11 protein-coding genes are annotated in these 15,391 nt (G+C 36.3%); 4 read left to right on the top strand and 7 right to left on the bottom strand.

Annotation, left to right across the window (positions count from 1 at the left end; genetic code table 11):
* Positions 1 to 5 precede the first annotated feature (5 nt).
* Positions 6 to 1,478, top strand: coding sequence for a glycoside hydrolase family 32 protein (locus FDO66_RS03440; protein WP_141430998.1), 1,473 nt, complete (start codon positions 6 to 8; stop codon positions 1,476 to 1,478).
* Positions 1,479 to 1,863: 385 nt separating this feature from the next.
* Positions 1,864 to 2,718 (top strand): GRP family sugar transporter, encoded by an 855-nt coding sequence (locus FDO66_RS03435; RefSeq protein WP_141430997.1) that lies wholly within the window; start codon positions 1,864 to 1,866, stop codon positions 2,716 to 2,718.
* A gap of 108 nt (positions 2,719 to 2,826) precedes the next feature.
* Here the strand turns inward: FDO66_RS03435 and FDO66_RS03430 are convergent, their stop codons facing one another.
* Both FDO66_RS03430 and FDO66_RS03425 read right to left on the bottom strand, forming a co-directional pair.
* Positions 2,827 to 4,104 carry an efflux RND transporter periplasmic adaptor subunit gene (locus FDO66_RS03430; RefSeq protein ID WP_141430996.1) on the bottom strand — a complete coding sequence of 426 codons (1,278 nt, stop codon included), beginning with the start codon at positions 4,102 to 4,104 and terminating at the stop codon, positions 2,827 to 2,829.
* Between the two features lie 13 nt (positions 4,105 to 4,117).
* A complete protein-coding gene (locus FDO66_RS03425; RefSeq protein ID WP_141430995.1) occupies positions 4,118 to 4,780 on the bottom strand; it encodes a hypothetical protein in 663 nt (220 codons plus the stop codon).
* 292 nt (positions 4,781 to 5,072) lie between these two features.
* Here FDO66_RS03425 and FDO66_RS03420 point away from each other — a divergent pair, with 292 nt between their 5' ends.
* Positions 5,073 to 6,695, top strand: coding sequence for an SWIM zinc finger family protein (locus FDO66_RS03420; RefSeq protein ID WP_258535553.1), 1,623 nt, complete (start codon positions 5,073 to 5,075; stop codon positions 6,693 to 6,695).
* Between the two features lie 156 nt (positions 6,696 to 6,851).
* A complete protein-coding gene (locus FDO66_RS03415; protein ID WP_141430994.1) occupies positions 6,852 to 9,680 on the top strand; it encodes a DEAD/DEAH box helicase in 2,829 nt (942 codons plus the stop codon).
* Between the two features lie 3 nt (positions 9,681 to 9,683).
* Here the strand turns inward: FDO66_RS03415 and FDO66_RS03410 are convergent, their stop codons facing one another.
* From FDO66_RS03410 to FDO66_RS03390, 5 genes are all read right to left on the bottom strand, one after another.
* Positions 9,684 to 10,844, bottom strand: a complete 1,161-nt coding sequence (locus FDO66_RS03410) for a GerAB/ArcD/ProY family transporter (RefSeq protein ID WP_181444428.1) — start codon at positions 10,842 to 10,844, stop codon at positions 9,684 to 9,686.
* 19 nt (positions 10,845 to 10,863) lie between these two features.
* Complete coding sequence (locus FDO66_RS03405; RefSeq protein ID WP_141430992.1) at positions 10,864 to 11,097, bottom strand: hypothetical protein; 234 nt, start codon at positions 11,095 to 11,097, stop codon at positions 10,864 to 10,866.
* Between the two features lie 31 nt (positions 11,098 to 11,128).
* Positions 11,129 to 12,220: a GerAB/ArcD/ProY family transporter gene (locus FDO66_RS03400; protein WP_141430991.1), complete on the bottom strand. Its 1,092-nt coding sequence runs from the start codon at positions 12,218 to 12,220 to the stop codon at positions 11,129 to 11,131.
* A 196-nt stretch (positions 12,221 to 12,416) separates the two neighbouring features.
* A complete protein-coding gene (locus tag FDO66_RS03395) occupies positions 12,417 to 13,607 on the bottom strand; it encodes a Ger(x)C family spore germination protein (protein WP_141430990.1) in 1,191 nt (396 codons plus the stop codon).
* Entirely contained in the window at positions 13,607 to 15,232 is a 1,626-nt protein-coding gene (locus tag FDO66_RS03390; RefSeq protein ID WP_181444427.1) for a spore germination protein, read from the bottom strand. Before FDO66_RS03390 ends, FDO66_RS03395 begins: the two co-directional genes overlap by 1 nt.
* Positions 15,233 to 15,391 lie beyond the last annotated feature (159 nt).

Below are 15,391 nucleotides of genomic sequence, written 5' to 3'. Positions count from 1 at the left end.
GTAACATGTTTACGTTAAACAAAATTCAGCAAGCAGAAAAGCATTTAGAAGAAGCAAGCAAACAAATGAACCTTCGTTACCGATTAGGCTATCACATTATGCCACCAGCAAATTGGCTGAATGATCCGAATGGCTTGGTTCAGTTTAATGGAGAATTCCATGCTTTTTACCAACACCATCCTTATGATGAAAATTGGGGACCGATGCATTGGGGTCATGTAAAGAGCAAAGACCTTGTTCATTGGGAGCATTGTCCAGTTGCCCTCGCTCCTGGAGATGATTGTGATAAGGATGGGTGTTTTTCAGGAAGTGCTGTAGATAACAACGGAGAGCTTACTCTTATTTATACTGGACATCATGTGCTCGACAAAGAAAAAGATATTATCTATCAAAATCAAAATATCGCGGTTAGTACGGATGGAATTCATTTTGAAAAAGCCGGTGAGAATCCAGTCATTGCTAATGCACCTTCTGATAGCTCTATGCATTTTCGTGACCCAAAAGTATGGAAGCACGAGGATCATTGGTATATGGTGGTCGGAAATTCAACAATGGATAAAGTCGGCAGAGTTATTCTGTACAGGTCTCTTAACTTACGCAGCTGGGAATATATTGGCGTACTTGCGCAAAGTGATGGAACGGTAGGATATATGTGGGAATGTCCAGATTTCTTTGAATTGGATGGAAAGTCCGTTTTACTTTTCTCACCTCAAGGAATGGAGCCTGAAGGAGATTCCTATCAAAATCTATTCCAAACAGGTTCCTTAATCGGGGATTATGATTACGAAACAAACACATTTGCACATGGTTCCTTTACTGAATTAGATCATGGTCATGACTTTTATGCTGTCCAAACTTTATTGGATGATAAAGGGCGCCGCATTGCTATTGGCTGGATGGACATGTGGGAATCAAATATGCCTACAAAAGCGGATGGCTGGAGTGGAGCATTAACCATTCCGCGTGTATTAACATTGGGAGCCAACCAAGAATTATTAATGAATCCAGTCGAGGAGCTCAAATTATTGCGCCAAGCTGAACATATTGAATGCACAAATGAGATTATTAGTGGAAGTTATTTAGTAGAAACGAAAGAAGAGCTTCTTGAAATAAAAGCTGTCTTTAACTTAGAAAACTCTGATTCGGAAACCGTTGGGTTGAAAATTCGTGGAATTAATCAAGAAGAAACAATCATAAGCTACGATATCAAAAAGCAAACATTAACATTAGATTGTTCCAATAGCGGAAAAAAAGAAGATGGAATTCGTCGTACAGCACTGAATGCAAATGAACAGCTCCACCTTCACATCTTTCTCGATCGTTCTTCCATTGAAGTGTTTGCAAATGAAGGCCAAAAAACAATGACAAGCCGAATTTATCCGACTGAAGAAAGACTAGGCATTGAGCTTTTTTCTAATAATGGAGAAGTCCTTGTTCAAGATTTTACTTATTGGGAGCTTAAAGATATTTGGAAGTAATTAAGAAAAGCGCAAGCGCCCGTTTAGCGACGTAAGACTGGATCGGAGTTCCGAAAACCTATGCTTTTTTATACTTTTAAAAATAGGGCACTCTTTTGGAGGTGCTCTATTTTTTATGATGATTTTTATAATATAGACATATATTGGACAAAAATATCCATTTGTTAAAAATTTTTCACTACCTTAAAAGGGCAAGTTCATGTTAAAATAAAAAATGTGAATGCGAGGTATGTATAATATCGTTAAATTATGTAAACGTTTAACACCAATATTCTTTAAGGCAATATTTTTTCATACTAATGAAAACGTTTAATTCTTTTTGATATCGATTACATATGATAAGCATCAGGGTGAATTTTTCATAAGAAAGTAGGTTATTCAAAAAATGGACATACTATTAGGAATCCTTCCTTCTTTATCTTGGGGAAGTATGATTTTAGTTAGCATGAAAATGGGTGGAGGTCCTTACAATCAAACATTAGGGACGGTTTTCGGAGCATTAATACTATCATTTGTTCAATTTCTTATTGTTAAACCTGAGTTGACTCCTACTCTTATTATTGTTGGAATTGTATCTGGACTTTTTTGGTCTATCGGCCAAAGTAATCAATTTAAAAGTGTTCCTTATCTCGGTGTATCTAAATCAATGCCCATATCAACAGGAATGCAATTAGTTTCAACTGCTCTTTTTGGAGTCATTGTTTTTAAAGAATGGAGTACTTTGCAAACGTTTTTATTAGGTTCAATTGCCATTCTTTGTATTCTAGTCGGTGTTTTTCTAACGACTTTAGATGGAAAACACCAAGAAGCAGCCAATCCTGGACATTTTAAAAAAGGAGTCGTCACTTTAGCAATCTCAAGTTGTGGCTTTTTAATTTATGTCGTCGTTGCAAGAATTTTCCATATTGATGGGTGGACTGCTTTATTTCCACAAGCGATCGGAATGTTGATTGGTGGATTAATCATTACGTATAAGCACAAACCTTTTAATAAATATATGGTAAGAAATATCCTTCCTGGATTAATATGGGCGGCTGGAAATTTATTTCTATTTATGTCCCAATCACGTTTAGGGGTTGCAACGAGCTTTTCTTTATCACAAATGGGGATTATCATTTCAATCTTCGGCAGTATCATTTTCTTAGGTGAAAAGAAAACGAAACGCCAGTTAGTATATGCAACGGCTGCTAGTATATTAATTATTTCAGGCGGCATATTTATCGGAATTGCTAATTCTTAATCTTCTTATGCATTGTCATTCTATGCTCATTTATGTAATATTGTTCCAATAAATAGATAAAAAACCCTTGTGAAGTCAAATTCACAAGGGTTTTTTGGTTTTACAACATTACTTAGCTAAAAATCCTTTTCCTATTAAGATCGCTATTTGTTTTTTCGATAAGGATTTGACTGTTTTTTTATCCCATTGTTTAATCTTTAATTTTGTAAAAAACGGATGATCATCTTTCACTGAGATTGGCATTGTATGAACAATTTTTTCATCTTGTTTTACGCCTTTGGATACTTGCTGCACTTTTTTCAGTGTCATTCCTGTTTCAATCTTTCTTTTCTCCACCTTACCGCTTTTTAAAACATAAACGAGATGGTTCTTATTTTCCTTTTTCATACTTTCTGCTGGAATCGTTATCGCATCATCCACTTCATTCGTAATGATTTTGATTCCAAGATGTGTTCCTTGAACGAGATTATCCCGTTGATCCTCTAACAGTACTGTAAATGGATACTTACTTTCCTTTTTGACGTTTGGTTTTTGAACGGGAGTTTTCGAAACCTGCTCTATCGTTCCTTTTATTTGTTTGTTATTTTCATAGGTTACGAGAACATTCATTCCTTCCACAATCTTCGGTCTATTATACTCGCTTAATGTCCCCTCTAGCTTTTGTTCTTTGGATACAATTGTAATAACAGGATTATTCAAATCCTCTTTCATCTCTTGAACGATTCCAGACAATTCACTTTCAACTGCCAGATTGGATAAATCTTCATCTGCACCACTCAATAACTCTTCATATTTTGCTATTTTTGCTTCTATTTTTTCTTTTTGCTGTTCTTTTTCATAAATATCTTGTTCAATTGATACACTTAAAACCTTGCTAGACGAATCTGATGGAGTGCTTTGTGTTAGGATGGAAGATACATCTTCGCTATCTTCATCCTCGCTCAAATAAGATGAAAGGTCTTCTTCTGAATAGCTATCTGATTCGATTGTTGACTGAAGTTCGTATAAACGATCAATATTGGTTTCCATACTCGTTAACTCTTGTTCTAGCTCTGATAGATCTGCTTGCAGCTGTTTTTGTCTTTGTTCAATACTTGCAGCAGAATACTCAAATAATGGTGTGCCTTCATCCACCTCTTCCCCTTTTTGCACAAGAAAGTCTTTAAAGGCACCATTTTTTGAATCAAAATAAATGCTTTGCTTTTCTGCAGGTATTGCAACAGCCGTTGTAGGAAAAGTTTCTAACAACCGTTGCTGTTTTACCGATGTCCAACTCTTTATATAAAAGGATTGCTTGATCTTATTATTTTCTTTTATGAATAAAAAAAGATTAACGCCTAAAAATAACAAGATTACTAGACTAATTGCAATGTTTTTCCATTTCATCTACTTCTCCCCCTTATAGCAATTTTTCCAGCTGTAATAGATGGAAGAAGGTGATGACGAATATAAAAAAAAGGTTCACTAATATAACCAATAACACTGTGAGCTTTGAATTTCTATCTGACATAGCTTGTATATATTTGTACTGAATCACCATCATCCATATTTTGAATAGCGTAATCTGAGCGAGAAGCTCATGCAAAAATTCGTTTTTTGTTATAATTTGTGCGATGATTCCAAATGAAAATGGAGATGATATGTCCGGCAAACCGAGCAATAGGCTTATCGGTATTTGTGATAATTTTTCGAGAAGCAGGATCAGCAAAACAAAAAGCTGAATGACGACCATTTTTCTCCATTCTATATCGGTGAATACCCAATAGAATAATGCCGGTATGTATATACTCATTACTGACACAATCAATCCCCATAAAACTTGACCAGCAGCAAAAAGTATTTTATGTGCTTCAAACTCTTTTAGTGTGATAGAATCTAGCTCCTTTGATAAGAGCTCATTATTTATTCCAAAATAAGCACTAATTCCGTGAATTAGACCACTTAATAAAAGGAGGACGATAAATTTTTTCCAAAAACCACTCATCATCTCTGCTTTTCGTAATTGATAAGAAGAACTGTAAGGCTTAAAAAGCCCTTTTAACAGCTGAACTTGATAACTCATCCTAAAATCCTCCAATAGAACACAATTTCATCTCTCTATTTTACCGCAAATGCACAAAGTGTGACAGGCATGAGCTGATTTTGTCGATAATTTCCTGCTTTACTACTACCTATGCCTATTACAGATCAAAATAGTTACTCTTTTTACTTGCTGCTATCATCCTATTCCAAAAAAAGTGGTAGAGGAGACAGCTACAAGCTATAATAAAAGGAATGAGGTTTTTTGAAAAAAGAAGGTAATAAATTTTTGAATAGATAGGTTAGCGCTAGCTGCCAGCCGGAGGGATGTTTTCGTGATTGTGATCCCAGAAAGATATTGGGAGTCTTTAGAGTTTGTAAGTAACTCATTGAAGGAGCATTTGCAGCCTGATCAAACAAAGGATGCAAGCTTGGTTCAAAAAGGGCTTCTGTTGTATCAGCAAGGACTCGTTTCTCAAGTAAAATTTGGAGATGATCTCGTTACTGCTACAGTTCAGGACGTTACACCAGTGAAGGTATCATTGGATTTAAATTTTATTAATATGAGTGAATGCACCTGCCCAGCAGAAGGCTTTTGCCGGCATATGCTTGCTGTATTTTTTTATCTGCTCTCTTCTCAAAGAGGAAGTGTAGCTTCTTGGCTCGAAGGCTTTCGAGAACCACAAAAAGAAAAGCAAGCTGCTAGGGCATTAGGGATTCAAAAAGCAAAGGATTTATTGAAAACATCAGGTCGATTGCAGCATTCTTATGAAGCCTGGACGGACGATTTCAATCAGAGCTTTGATAAAATCATGACGGGTCACGGTGAGCCTAAGCCTCATCTAATCCCAGAGCTCTTTCGTATTTATGGAAGAAAAATTAAAGCAAATGAACCACTTAAGAAGGAATGGAAGCTGCTTTATTTACTAATCGCAAGTATATTCTCCTTTCAAAAACTTGCAGAACTAAGCATTCAATGCAGGCATGAAGAAAAAACCATTAACCATTATTACCGTCATCTATTTCAAGGACTAGCCGATGATATTAGCGATATTTTAGATCGTCTTACTGTTCACTCTCTTCCATTCGCCTTTGATCAATTTATTGATCAATTAAAAAAGGATTCCACTCATTTGCTATTGCTGGATTCGAAAATTGGGTTCGAGTGCATTGAAGTGTACCGAATATTATGGACACAGTTATTTAATCGGAATGAGTGGCGTGAAGAAGAGCTAAAAAAACTTGAAATGCTTTCGGAAAAAAGCTTGTCTGTTCAAATTGGAAAGACCCACCTACATTTCTTGCTTCAAGAGGATCGAGCAGCATTAAAACTAATTCAAACAACCGATGAAAACATGGCTGCTTTTCTTTTATACTGGTTAAATCAATTATCCTCCCATAAGGATTGGAAACGAATGGAACTTTATATTCAAGTATTCATCCAATCTTTAAAGGGTTTTTTGGCAAAGCAGCAACATTATGATTCAAGTCTTGATTTTACAAATTTAGCTTTGAAAACGATCGCTCCTTACTGTCATGAAAGAAAACGGTTGGACTTGTTTGAAAAAGCTCTTGTACAAACATTGCCTTATAGCTATGGAGAATACGAATATTTTCTTTTTAATCAAGGTATTTTTGATAAATGGTTAGAGCTTCAGACCTATATTGGCTTAGACATGGAGATGCTGCCGAACGATCGAATTAAGCATCTGCAAAATGAAGATCCCGAAATTTTGCTTCCACTATACCATCAATCTATACAAGAGCATATTAATATGAAGAATCGCGAACATTACCGTACCGCTGTAAAAGAAATGAAAAAGCTTCGTACCTTATATAAAAAATTAAAACGGCAAACAGATTGGGATCAATATATTAAAACGCTTATAGATCGTACAAAGCGCCTTCGCGCCTTTCATGAGGAATGCAAAAGAGGTAAGATCATTAAAGAAGAATAGAAAAGTGGCCGATTAAGGACGTACTAGTGCCTTATGTCTTCATCGGCACTAGTACGTCCTGTACGTCGGAGCTAGGCAATTAGAAAACCAATAACGAAGCAAGGAACAAATCTTGATTTGCGCAGTTTTTCACTGTACTTGGAGGTAAGCTTATTCATGCTTAAAAGTAGATATTTAAAAATACATGTGACAAACGTCGAACAAAATCAATATTTAATCATGGTTAAAAGAAACGATGATCACATTTTACCGCCAGATGAATGGAAATACCTCTTTTTTAATCGGCATGATGAAAGTTATTTTGGCACTATGCTTGAAACGAAAATTGTGAATGGCCTTGAAGGTGTGTTGATCGATGGCTGGCAGCTTGTCACCCTTTTTGGAAAAGAGAGATTTAACCGATTGATCGATTGGGATTGGGATGAAACCTCACAAATTTGTTTAGCGTCTGCTCATACGGTCCTTGACTCCATGCATCGCCATGAATGGGTCCCTGATTTTGCTTCTTGGGAAAATAATGAATTCCAGTGGACTTTGCCAGAACGAGTGATGAATGAATTCAATGCTGACTTTTGGGAGGAAAATCTTCAAACAAATAGCGGGAGCATAACAAATAAACAATTCGTACAAGAATGGTTCAATCATTCTGTCGAATCTTATATGAATCAAGATGAAGAAATGAAAAATAGATTTGGAGATAAGCTTGCTTCCTTAAAAAAACAAGAATTGCCTTCCAAAACACTAGCTTCCTTTTTTGACGAAGACAGTTGGCTTGAATGGATTGGATTAAAGGAGAACTCAACTCCTTTTACATTAGGCATTAAATTAGAGGAGCCTCCTGATATCGATCAGCCTTGGAGCTTAGAACTTTTCTTACGTGACAAAAATAAGCCTGATCGTTTAATTGATCATCAGGATACAGCGAGTTTTCCTTCTAAATGGCGAAGCTTTGAGCATAAAATTGACCTTGAACAGGAAAAATGGATTCAGCTATTTCCGTGGTTAAAGGGAAAAAAGGGCATTGCGAATCAACTAACAGAAGAAGAAGCATGGATCTTTTTAACCGAGGCAAGTGAAACACTATTGGCATTAGGTGTTGATATTCTTCTTCCATCCTGGTGGCAGGCGATGAAAAGTGCCAGCTTAAAAATGAAAGCTCGTGTAAAAAGCAGCAACAGTCACCGACGCTCGTTTGTCGGTCTTCAGGCAATGCTTGAATATGATTGGCGCTTTTCCATGAATGGAGTCGATCTATCAGAGGAAGAGTTCAAAAAAATGGTTGAAGAAAAAAGGCGCCTCATTCAAATTCGCGGTCGATGGATCAAGCTCGATCCTGCCTTTATCCATCAGATCCAACAATTAATGATAAAAGCGGAAAAAGAAGGCTTACATGTTCGAGACATTATCGAACAAGAGCTAATCGCTGCAGAAAATGATGAGTCAGACGCTATTGAAAACCCTAGAGCTTTTGCCAAAATTCAAATTGAATTAAATCGACAATGGAAGCAAATGATTCACAAGCTTAAAAAGGTGAATGAGCTCCCTTTAGAAACCGTTTCAACTAGCTTTCAAGGTGAGCTCAGGCCATATCAACAGCTTGGAATGAGCTGGCTCTTATTTTTACGAAATTATCGATTTGGAGCCTGCTTAGCGGATGATATGGGACTTGGAAAAACCATTCAGCTTATATCTTATCTTTTAAAGGTTAAGGAGCAGGAAAATGCTGGACCTGCTTTAATTATTTGTCCGACTTCTGTTCTTGGGAACTGGCAAAAGGAAGTGGAGCGGTTTGCACCTAATTTAACCGTGTATCTTCATTACGGAGCAAATCGATTGAAGGAAGATGCCTTTGCTGAGCAGGTTGCTAACTCTGATATCGTATTAACCTCCTATGGCCTGACACATTTAGATCTTGAAGATATGGAAAAAATAACCTGGAGTACAGTCGCAATCGATGAAGCACAAAATATTAAGAATGCTCATACAAAGCAATCCCGTGCGGTTCGTAAGTTGAAAGGGCTTCATCATATCGCGTTAACAGGAACTCCAATGGAAAATCGACTGACTGAATTATGGTCCATTTTTGATTTTACGAATCATGGTTATTTAGGAAGCCTTGGTCAATTCCAAAGACGATTTGTCCTTCCAATCGAGAAAGAGGATGAAAAAGAGCAAATTCAGAAGCTACAGACGTTAATCCGACCATTTTTGTTAAGAAGAACGAAAAAGGATGAAGATGTCTCATTAAACCTGCCGGACAAACTTGAGCAAAAGGAATACTGCCCACTAACTGCTGAACAAGCATCCTTATATGAGCAAGTCGTGCGCGATACGTTTGACTCAATTGAAAAGCTAACCACTTTTGAGCGAAAAGGACTTGTTCTGCAAATGCTAAGCAGGTTAAAGCAGCTATGCAACCATCCCTCTCTTTACTTAAAGGAAGAGAAGCCGACACATTTACTCACTCGTTCCACTAAGCTTGAAAAATTAAATGAGCTTTTGAAAGCTGTTCTTGAACAAAAAGAGAGCTGCTTAATTTTTACTCAATACATTGAGATGGGGCAAATGATTCAAAAAATGGCGAAAGATCAATTTAATATACAAGTACCCTTTCTAAATGGAAGCGTTCCGAAGCAGGAACGAGATCGAATGATTCATCGCTTTCAAAATCAAGAATTCCCTATTTTCCTCTTATCCTTAAAAGCTGGAGGAACTGGCTTGAATTTAACAGCCGCAAATCACGTCATTCATTATGACCGTTGGTGGAATCCTGCTGTGGAAAACCAAGCAACGGACCGTGCCTATCGAATCGGGCAAAAGCGATTCGTTCATGTTCATAAGCTCATTTGTACAGGGACCCTAGAGGAAAAAATCGATGCCATGCTAGAAAAAAAGCAATCTCTCAATGACCAAATTATCCAAAGTGAAAACTGGATTACCAAGCTTTCTACAGATGAGCTCCGCGATCTGGTTCATCTTTTTTAAATATCAGCCTTCTCCATTGCTATGTGGAGAAGGCTGATGGCTTTTTAATTTATTGTTGAACTTTCTCCTAACCATTTCAATGATCATAAGCAATAAGGGAATACCGATCACAAATGGCGGAAAGATATACTTTAATGCAAATCTTCCTTGCTCTAAATGCAATTGAAGATTTTTTGCAATTAATAGGGAAACGATCAAAATTAGAATACCAATAGGAATAAAAAGCTTATTCTTATTTACTTTGAATATATCACTAGCCCCAATGACTGCTGCATAAGAAAAAATGGAAATCTTAAAAAAATCATTGATAATTAAGCTTATAACAACAAATGCATCCAAACGCTGGACAATCTCTCCAATTTCAATCTTCTCCATCATATCCAAAAAAGGAAAAACGGTTTGTTCCATATTATTTATTCCAAGTACTGCTATTTCGAGTAACACGATAAAAGCTAAAGCTACTCCGCTTAATATGATGGCAAATACCCCTACTTTTAAGCCATACTTTACTTGATTTAAATAAGGAAGAATCATCGTAAAGCAGATCATTTCACCAAAAGGAAACATCGCAGTTTGCGTTAGAACACTAGAAAAGACAGGCTCCCACCCCTCCTCGAGAACTGGTTGTACATTTTCAAAATGGACTACATCTGATAAAAATAAAAAAGCAATCGATACTACACCAGTAAATAAAAAAAGCAAAAAATAGATTTCTCCTATACGTGATAACACTTCAATTCCTAAAAACAAAGCGTAGCAAACAACCATCATCATAATCAAGCTAAGAACAAAAATCGGTGTATCCCCATATGAAAGCAGTAATAATTCAACCCCATCTCTTAAATCACGCGCTGCACCATAGATGAAGAAAAAAATATATAATAAGCAAATTACAAAACCGAAATACTTCCCTATTATCCTTTTAACATAACCGGTTAATAACAATTTCGGATAGCAATGATTAAGGTATGCATAAACTGAAAAAATAAGAATCCCACCAATCATAGCAATCAAAATAGATAGCCATGCATCTTGTTTGGCATCTATACCTAATGGAATCATCATCGCTGTACCTAATTCAAACAGGACGATTAAACTAAATAATTGAAAAGTGGTTATTTTTCCTTTTTCCATTTTATTTGTAATTCCTTTCAACCTTGACATTTTGAACATTCTTTCCCCTCTACTTCAATAAATCAAATAAAAAATCACTAAACGGCTTAAATACAAATGCAATCCAATCCAAAGGGTTCGGAATTTTTGCATCCAATGCCTCTGCGATGCTCAATCCTATTCCAAAGAGGAGTAAGATAGAAAATACCCAAAGTTCCTTTTTGAAACCTTTTTTCAAAAGAGTAGGAACTTCGATAAGTACAATGACAATTGCTGCGACAAATATCCCTAATATAGCCCACATTTGAATTGGCTCCTTTTATATTTGTGAATTATTATTTTGCTATTTTTCGAATAGCCATTACAACTAGCAACAGGAAAGGAAAAAACAATCCGAACATTAACGTATAAGATGGCCATATTTTTGAACTAAAAATATAAAAATACACGACATTTGGGAGTGATAAATGTGTAAAAGCAATTAAAATAAATCCGATAGGAAAGGCTAACACTTGGTAATTCTTTAGTTCTAACCATTGCGCTGTCCCTAAAAGAGTTCCATAAAAGCATATGACTAATTTAAAAAAAATTGAAAGTAACCATATCCCGGCCAGAATGATTTCAATGCGTGTTAAAAATTTACCAATGTCTATTTTTTTTGCTAGAGCAAATGTTGTAAACAAATTTCTTGAAGTCATATCCGCACCGAGAACAGAAATCGCTAGAAATGTAATTAAAGGTGTAATTATTCCCCCAATTAGCGTACCCCAAAATAGTGCTTTCCCTGCTGCTTTTTTTTGATTAACAAAGGGGGCTAACATCAAAAAAACGGGCAGCTGCAAATAAAGAATACTCATATAATGATAATTCGCCTTTAAGATGGTCTTTATATTTGCCTCCATAATTGGCTGAATGTTAGCCCATTGCATTTGGGGAGATAAGGTAATATACAAAATAAATAACCCCAGCATGATAAAAGGAAAAAAAACTTCTGCTGAGCGTGTGAAAGTTTCAAGTCCAAGCCTTGTGCCCATGATGACAATAGCCATAAAAAGGATAAATATAGCTTCTATTGGGGTTTCCGGCATTATGGCTGTCGCCATAAAATTACCAACTTGAAATAACAAAAATGGACAAATCATAAAAAAATAGCTTATGTATAGAATCGAAACGAATTTACCTATCCATCTCCCCAGCACTTTTTCACAAATCTGTATGAGTGTTAATCCTGGAAAGAGTTTTCCTAATAAGATATAGAAGCCGACTAATAATAAACCTGCTCCGCTTCCTACTAAGCTGGCAATCCAAGCATCTTGTTTTGCTATAGAAGCTAAGGAACCTGGAGCCAGTAAAATCGTTGTACCAATATTGAATAGGATCACAAGAATCAGTAATTGACGAGATGAGATTTTCCCATTTTCCAGCATTCTGTTTCACCTATCTTTCCTATTTTTACTAGGTTTATAAAACACATTAAACAGTCGCCTCCTTTTAAAACAGAGACGACAGAATAGCCATGTCATGTATAAGGGTAATAGGCAAATATGATTTTTCGCTATTAGAAAAGCTCATATTAGGGACGAAAATAGGCATACTGTCGTATTATCTGCGCATCTTTATGTTTTATTTTCCCTCTAGGAAAGATTCACCTACTGTACCTATTCGTCTAATTTTCACATCTATTTTCATGTTTACTGGTACATCCACAAAAATCTCATCCCAATTGCCTTTTACCTTTTTCCAATATTGCGGATCAGCACGATGGATCGCTTCGCCAAATCCAAAAATATCGACCCCATATTCTTCTTGAGCTTTGTTTATAGTCTGCTTGAGCATAGATTTTATTTTTTGTTCCGATTTTTTTTCTAAATTAGCTATGGTCTTTTCATCCATTAGTTTCATCCTACATTCTACAGATCCTACATTTGCCTCTATGTCCAATTTCACATAAATTTTTGGGGTGCCTTTTATAACTTTTCCCTTCAAATCCGTCTTTGAACGTATAACTTCAAATGTTATCTTTCCGTCATTACACGGCAAAAATCCGACTGTACTTTTTACATTATCTATAAGATAATTATATCCTTTGCTTTCTATTTCATTTAGCCAACCAATAAGCTGATCGTTTTTAAAAACACCAATTCCTGAATATTGCAATTGAGAAGGAGTACCAATCTCCTCCACATTTTTCGGACTTTCACCTACTTTCTGCTCTCCTTTCACTCGAAGGCCTGTCAGAATAGGTTGTTTCCCTTTATTTACTAGGTCATTTATAAGCATATCTAATGTAACACCTGTAGTGGGCGCCCAATTTCTTTGGGACGTTTCTAGAGATGAAAAAAGTTTATTTGCAGGTATTTTTTCTAATGGAGTTAAAATTTTTAGCACCTTACCTGCACTTGTCCCTCTTGCTACAACAATAAAAAAATCTGTTCGATGCTCATGATCACGCGATAAGTAATCAAGGATTCCATTTATCCCCTCTTTCGCTAATTCTTCGCCAATGACAACCATACGAAGATGACTCGCATAGATTTTCCGAGGGCTAATCGTTGTGATTTTTCTTCTTGCTTCAAATATTGTATTCGCTTTCATTTGATAAGTAATAACGGGTGCTCGATTTCCTCCTCTCTCTCTTGCAGCCACTTCTCCCGGATCGACCACTTGTGAAGTAACTAAATATTGATTTCCTACTTTATCTACCCCCATTGCGATTTCAATCGCCAAATCATTTAATTCTCTTCGATTCCAACAGCCAGTGTTGAAAATCATTAAAACAACTAACATTCCTAGGATGGTCCATTTTCTTTTCATCATTGATCCCCTTCATTTTCCATTTCCCTATCTTTATTAGGATCTGGTTTTAATAATGAGGGTTCTTGCTGACGCTTCAGATTTTTTTGACTAATTAAGCGAGGACGTGTGAGCAGCCCCCATCTAGGAAAACGAAAAAGCGTATCCTTTTGGTCAGAGATTATAAATGGAGCAAATGGGCTCATATAAGGAATACCAAAGGACCGCAAGCTGCATAAATGAAGAACAAGAGCAATTAACCCAACGGTTATACCAAATAATCCGAAGGAAGCAGCTAACCCCATTAAAATAAAGCGTAATATTCTAACAGAAATCGCCATATTAAAGGAAGGAAAAGCAAAGCTGGCAATGGCTGTGATAGCTACAACGATTACCATTGCAGCTGAAATGATTCCTGCTTCTACTGCCGCTTGTCCAATAACTAACGCTCCAACAATGGATACTGCTTGACCAACCGTTCTCGGCATGCGAACACCGGCTTCTCGCAATATTTCAAAGGTCACTTCCATTATCATTGCTTCTATAAAAGCAGGAAAAGGCACCCCCTCTCTTTGCGCAGCTAAACTAATTAAAAGCTGATTTGGAATCATCTCTTGATGAAAAGTTGTAATCGCAACATACAAAGAAGGGCCTAGTAAGGCAATAAAAAAGCATAAATATCGAAGGAAACGAATAAGTGTTCCGAAATCAGCTCGCTGATAGTAATCTTCTGCTGATTGATAGAATTGCGAAAAAATGACAGGTGCAATAAGGACAAATGGTGTACCATCAACTATAATGGCAACACGACCTTCCAGTAGACTAGCTGCTACCACATCTGGTCGTTCAGTATTGTATATTGTAGGAAATAGAGTAAAAGTTTTGTCCTGAATCATTTCCTCTATATAACTGCTTTCCAAAATCCCATCAGTATCAATTCGATTTAACCGGGAATGTACTTCCTCCACTATTTTGTCGTTTACAATCCCTTTAATATACATAATTGCTATATCAGTTTTCGTGACTTTTCCGATTTTTTTGCTTTCCAACCATAGATGAGGATCTTTAATTTTCCGACGAATTAACGCGGTATTCATTCGTAAGGACTCAGTGAATGCTTCCCTTGGTCCTCTAATCACCGTTTGATCAGCAGGTTCGCTTACCCCTCTGTTTTCCCATTCCCTCATTCCAATAGAAAAACATTGCGAATAACCATCGAGTAACAGAATAGCATTCCCAGATAAAAGGGAATAAAAAAGCTCATCAAAGTCCGTTACATCTTGAATATCTCCTGCTGTTAGCACAATATCCTTTATAAGATGTATAGGATCCTTCTTAGAAGAGGCCTCTTGATCCAACTCCGTTTCTCGTATATCCACCATCAGTGATTCTAGGATAAAATGTTGAATGGACTTTGTGTCTGTCAATCCATCCGTATAGACAATTCCTGCTTTGATTTGTCCATCTTTTCCAATCCGAATCTCTCGAATAATAATATCTTTACTGTTTCCAAGCATTTCTTTGATATGTTGAATATTTTCCTTCAAACTATTATTAAGAGGATTTTCTATATTTGAATCCTTAGATTGCTGGCTTTGTTTTGATTTAGATATAGATTCCTGTTTTTTCTTTTTAAAAAAATCCAATGGATTCACCTCTTAATTTATTCTACTGTTACTATTTTCTACCTATAAAAGCACATTTATGTATCAAAGCTTCTAATTCGAAAAAACTACGCCCAGCTAAATAAGCAAAAAAAACCGGCACAAACGGCCGGATAAATTGGAGAAATTTAGAGGAGGTTA

Origin of the sequence: Bacillus sp. 03113, from assembly GCF_006546985.1 — a bacterium.
In the GTDB taxonomy this organism is placed as follows: Bacteria; Bacillota; Bacilli; order Bacillales; family Cytobacillaceae; genus VATK01.
This window is presented reverse-complemented; position numbering and strand designations above follow the sequence as displayed.

Excerpts from the sequence above, each read along its gene's own strand:
- FDO66_RS03395 (WP_141430990.1), bottom strand. The coding sequence starts at position 13,607 with ATGAAAAGAAAATGGACCATCCTAGGAATGTTAGTTGTTTTAATGATT.
- FDO66_RS03430 (WP_141430996.1), bottom strand. The coding sequence starts at position 4,104 with ATGAAATGGAAAAACATTGCAATTAGTCTAGTAATCTTGTTATTTTTA.
- FDO66_RS03440 (WP_141430998.1), top strand. The coding sequence starts at position 6 with ATGTTTACGTTAAACAAAATTCAGCAAGCAGAAAAGCATTTAGAAGAA.
- FDO66_RS03400 (WP_141430991.1), bottom strand. The coding sequence starts at position 12,220 with ATGCTGGAAAATGGGAAAATCTCATCTCGTCAATTACTGATTCTTGTG.
- FDO66_RS03410 (WP_181444428.1), bottom strand. The coding sequence starts at position 10,844 with ATGTCAAGGTTGAAAGGAATTACAAATAAAATGGAAAAAGGAAAAATA.
- FDO66_RS03435 (WP_141430997.1), top strand. The coding sequence starts at position 1,864 with ATGGACATACTATTAGGAATCCTTCCTTCTTTATCTTGGGGAAGTATG.
- FDO66_RS03415 (WP_141430994.1), top strand. The coding sequence starts at position 6,852 with ATGCTTAAAAGTAGATATTTAAAAATACATGTGACAAACGTCGAACAA.
- FDO66_RS03405 (WP_141430992.1), bottom strand. The coding sequence starts at position 11,097 with ATGTGGGCTATATTAGGGATATTTGTCGCAGCAATTGTCATTGTACTT.
- FDO66_RS03425 (WP_141430995.1), bottom strand. The coding sequence starts at position 4,780 with ATGAGTTATCAAGTTCAGCTGTTAAAAGGGCTTTTTAAGCCTTACAGT.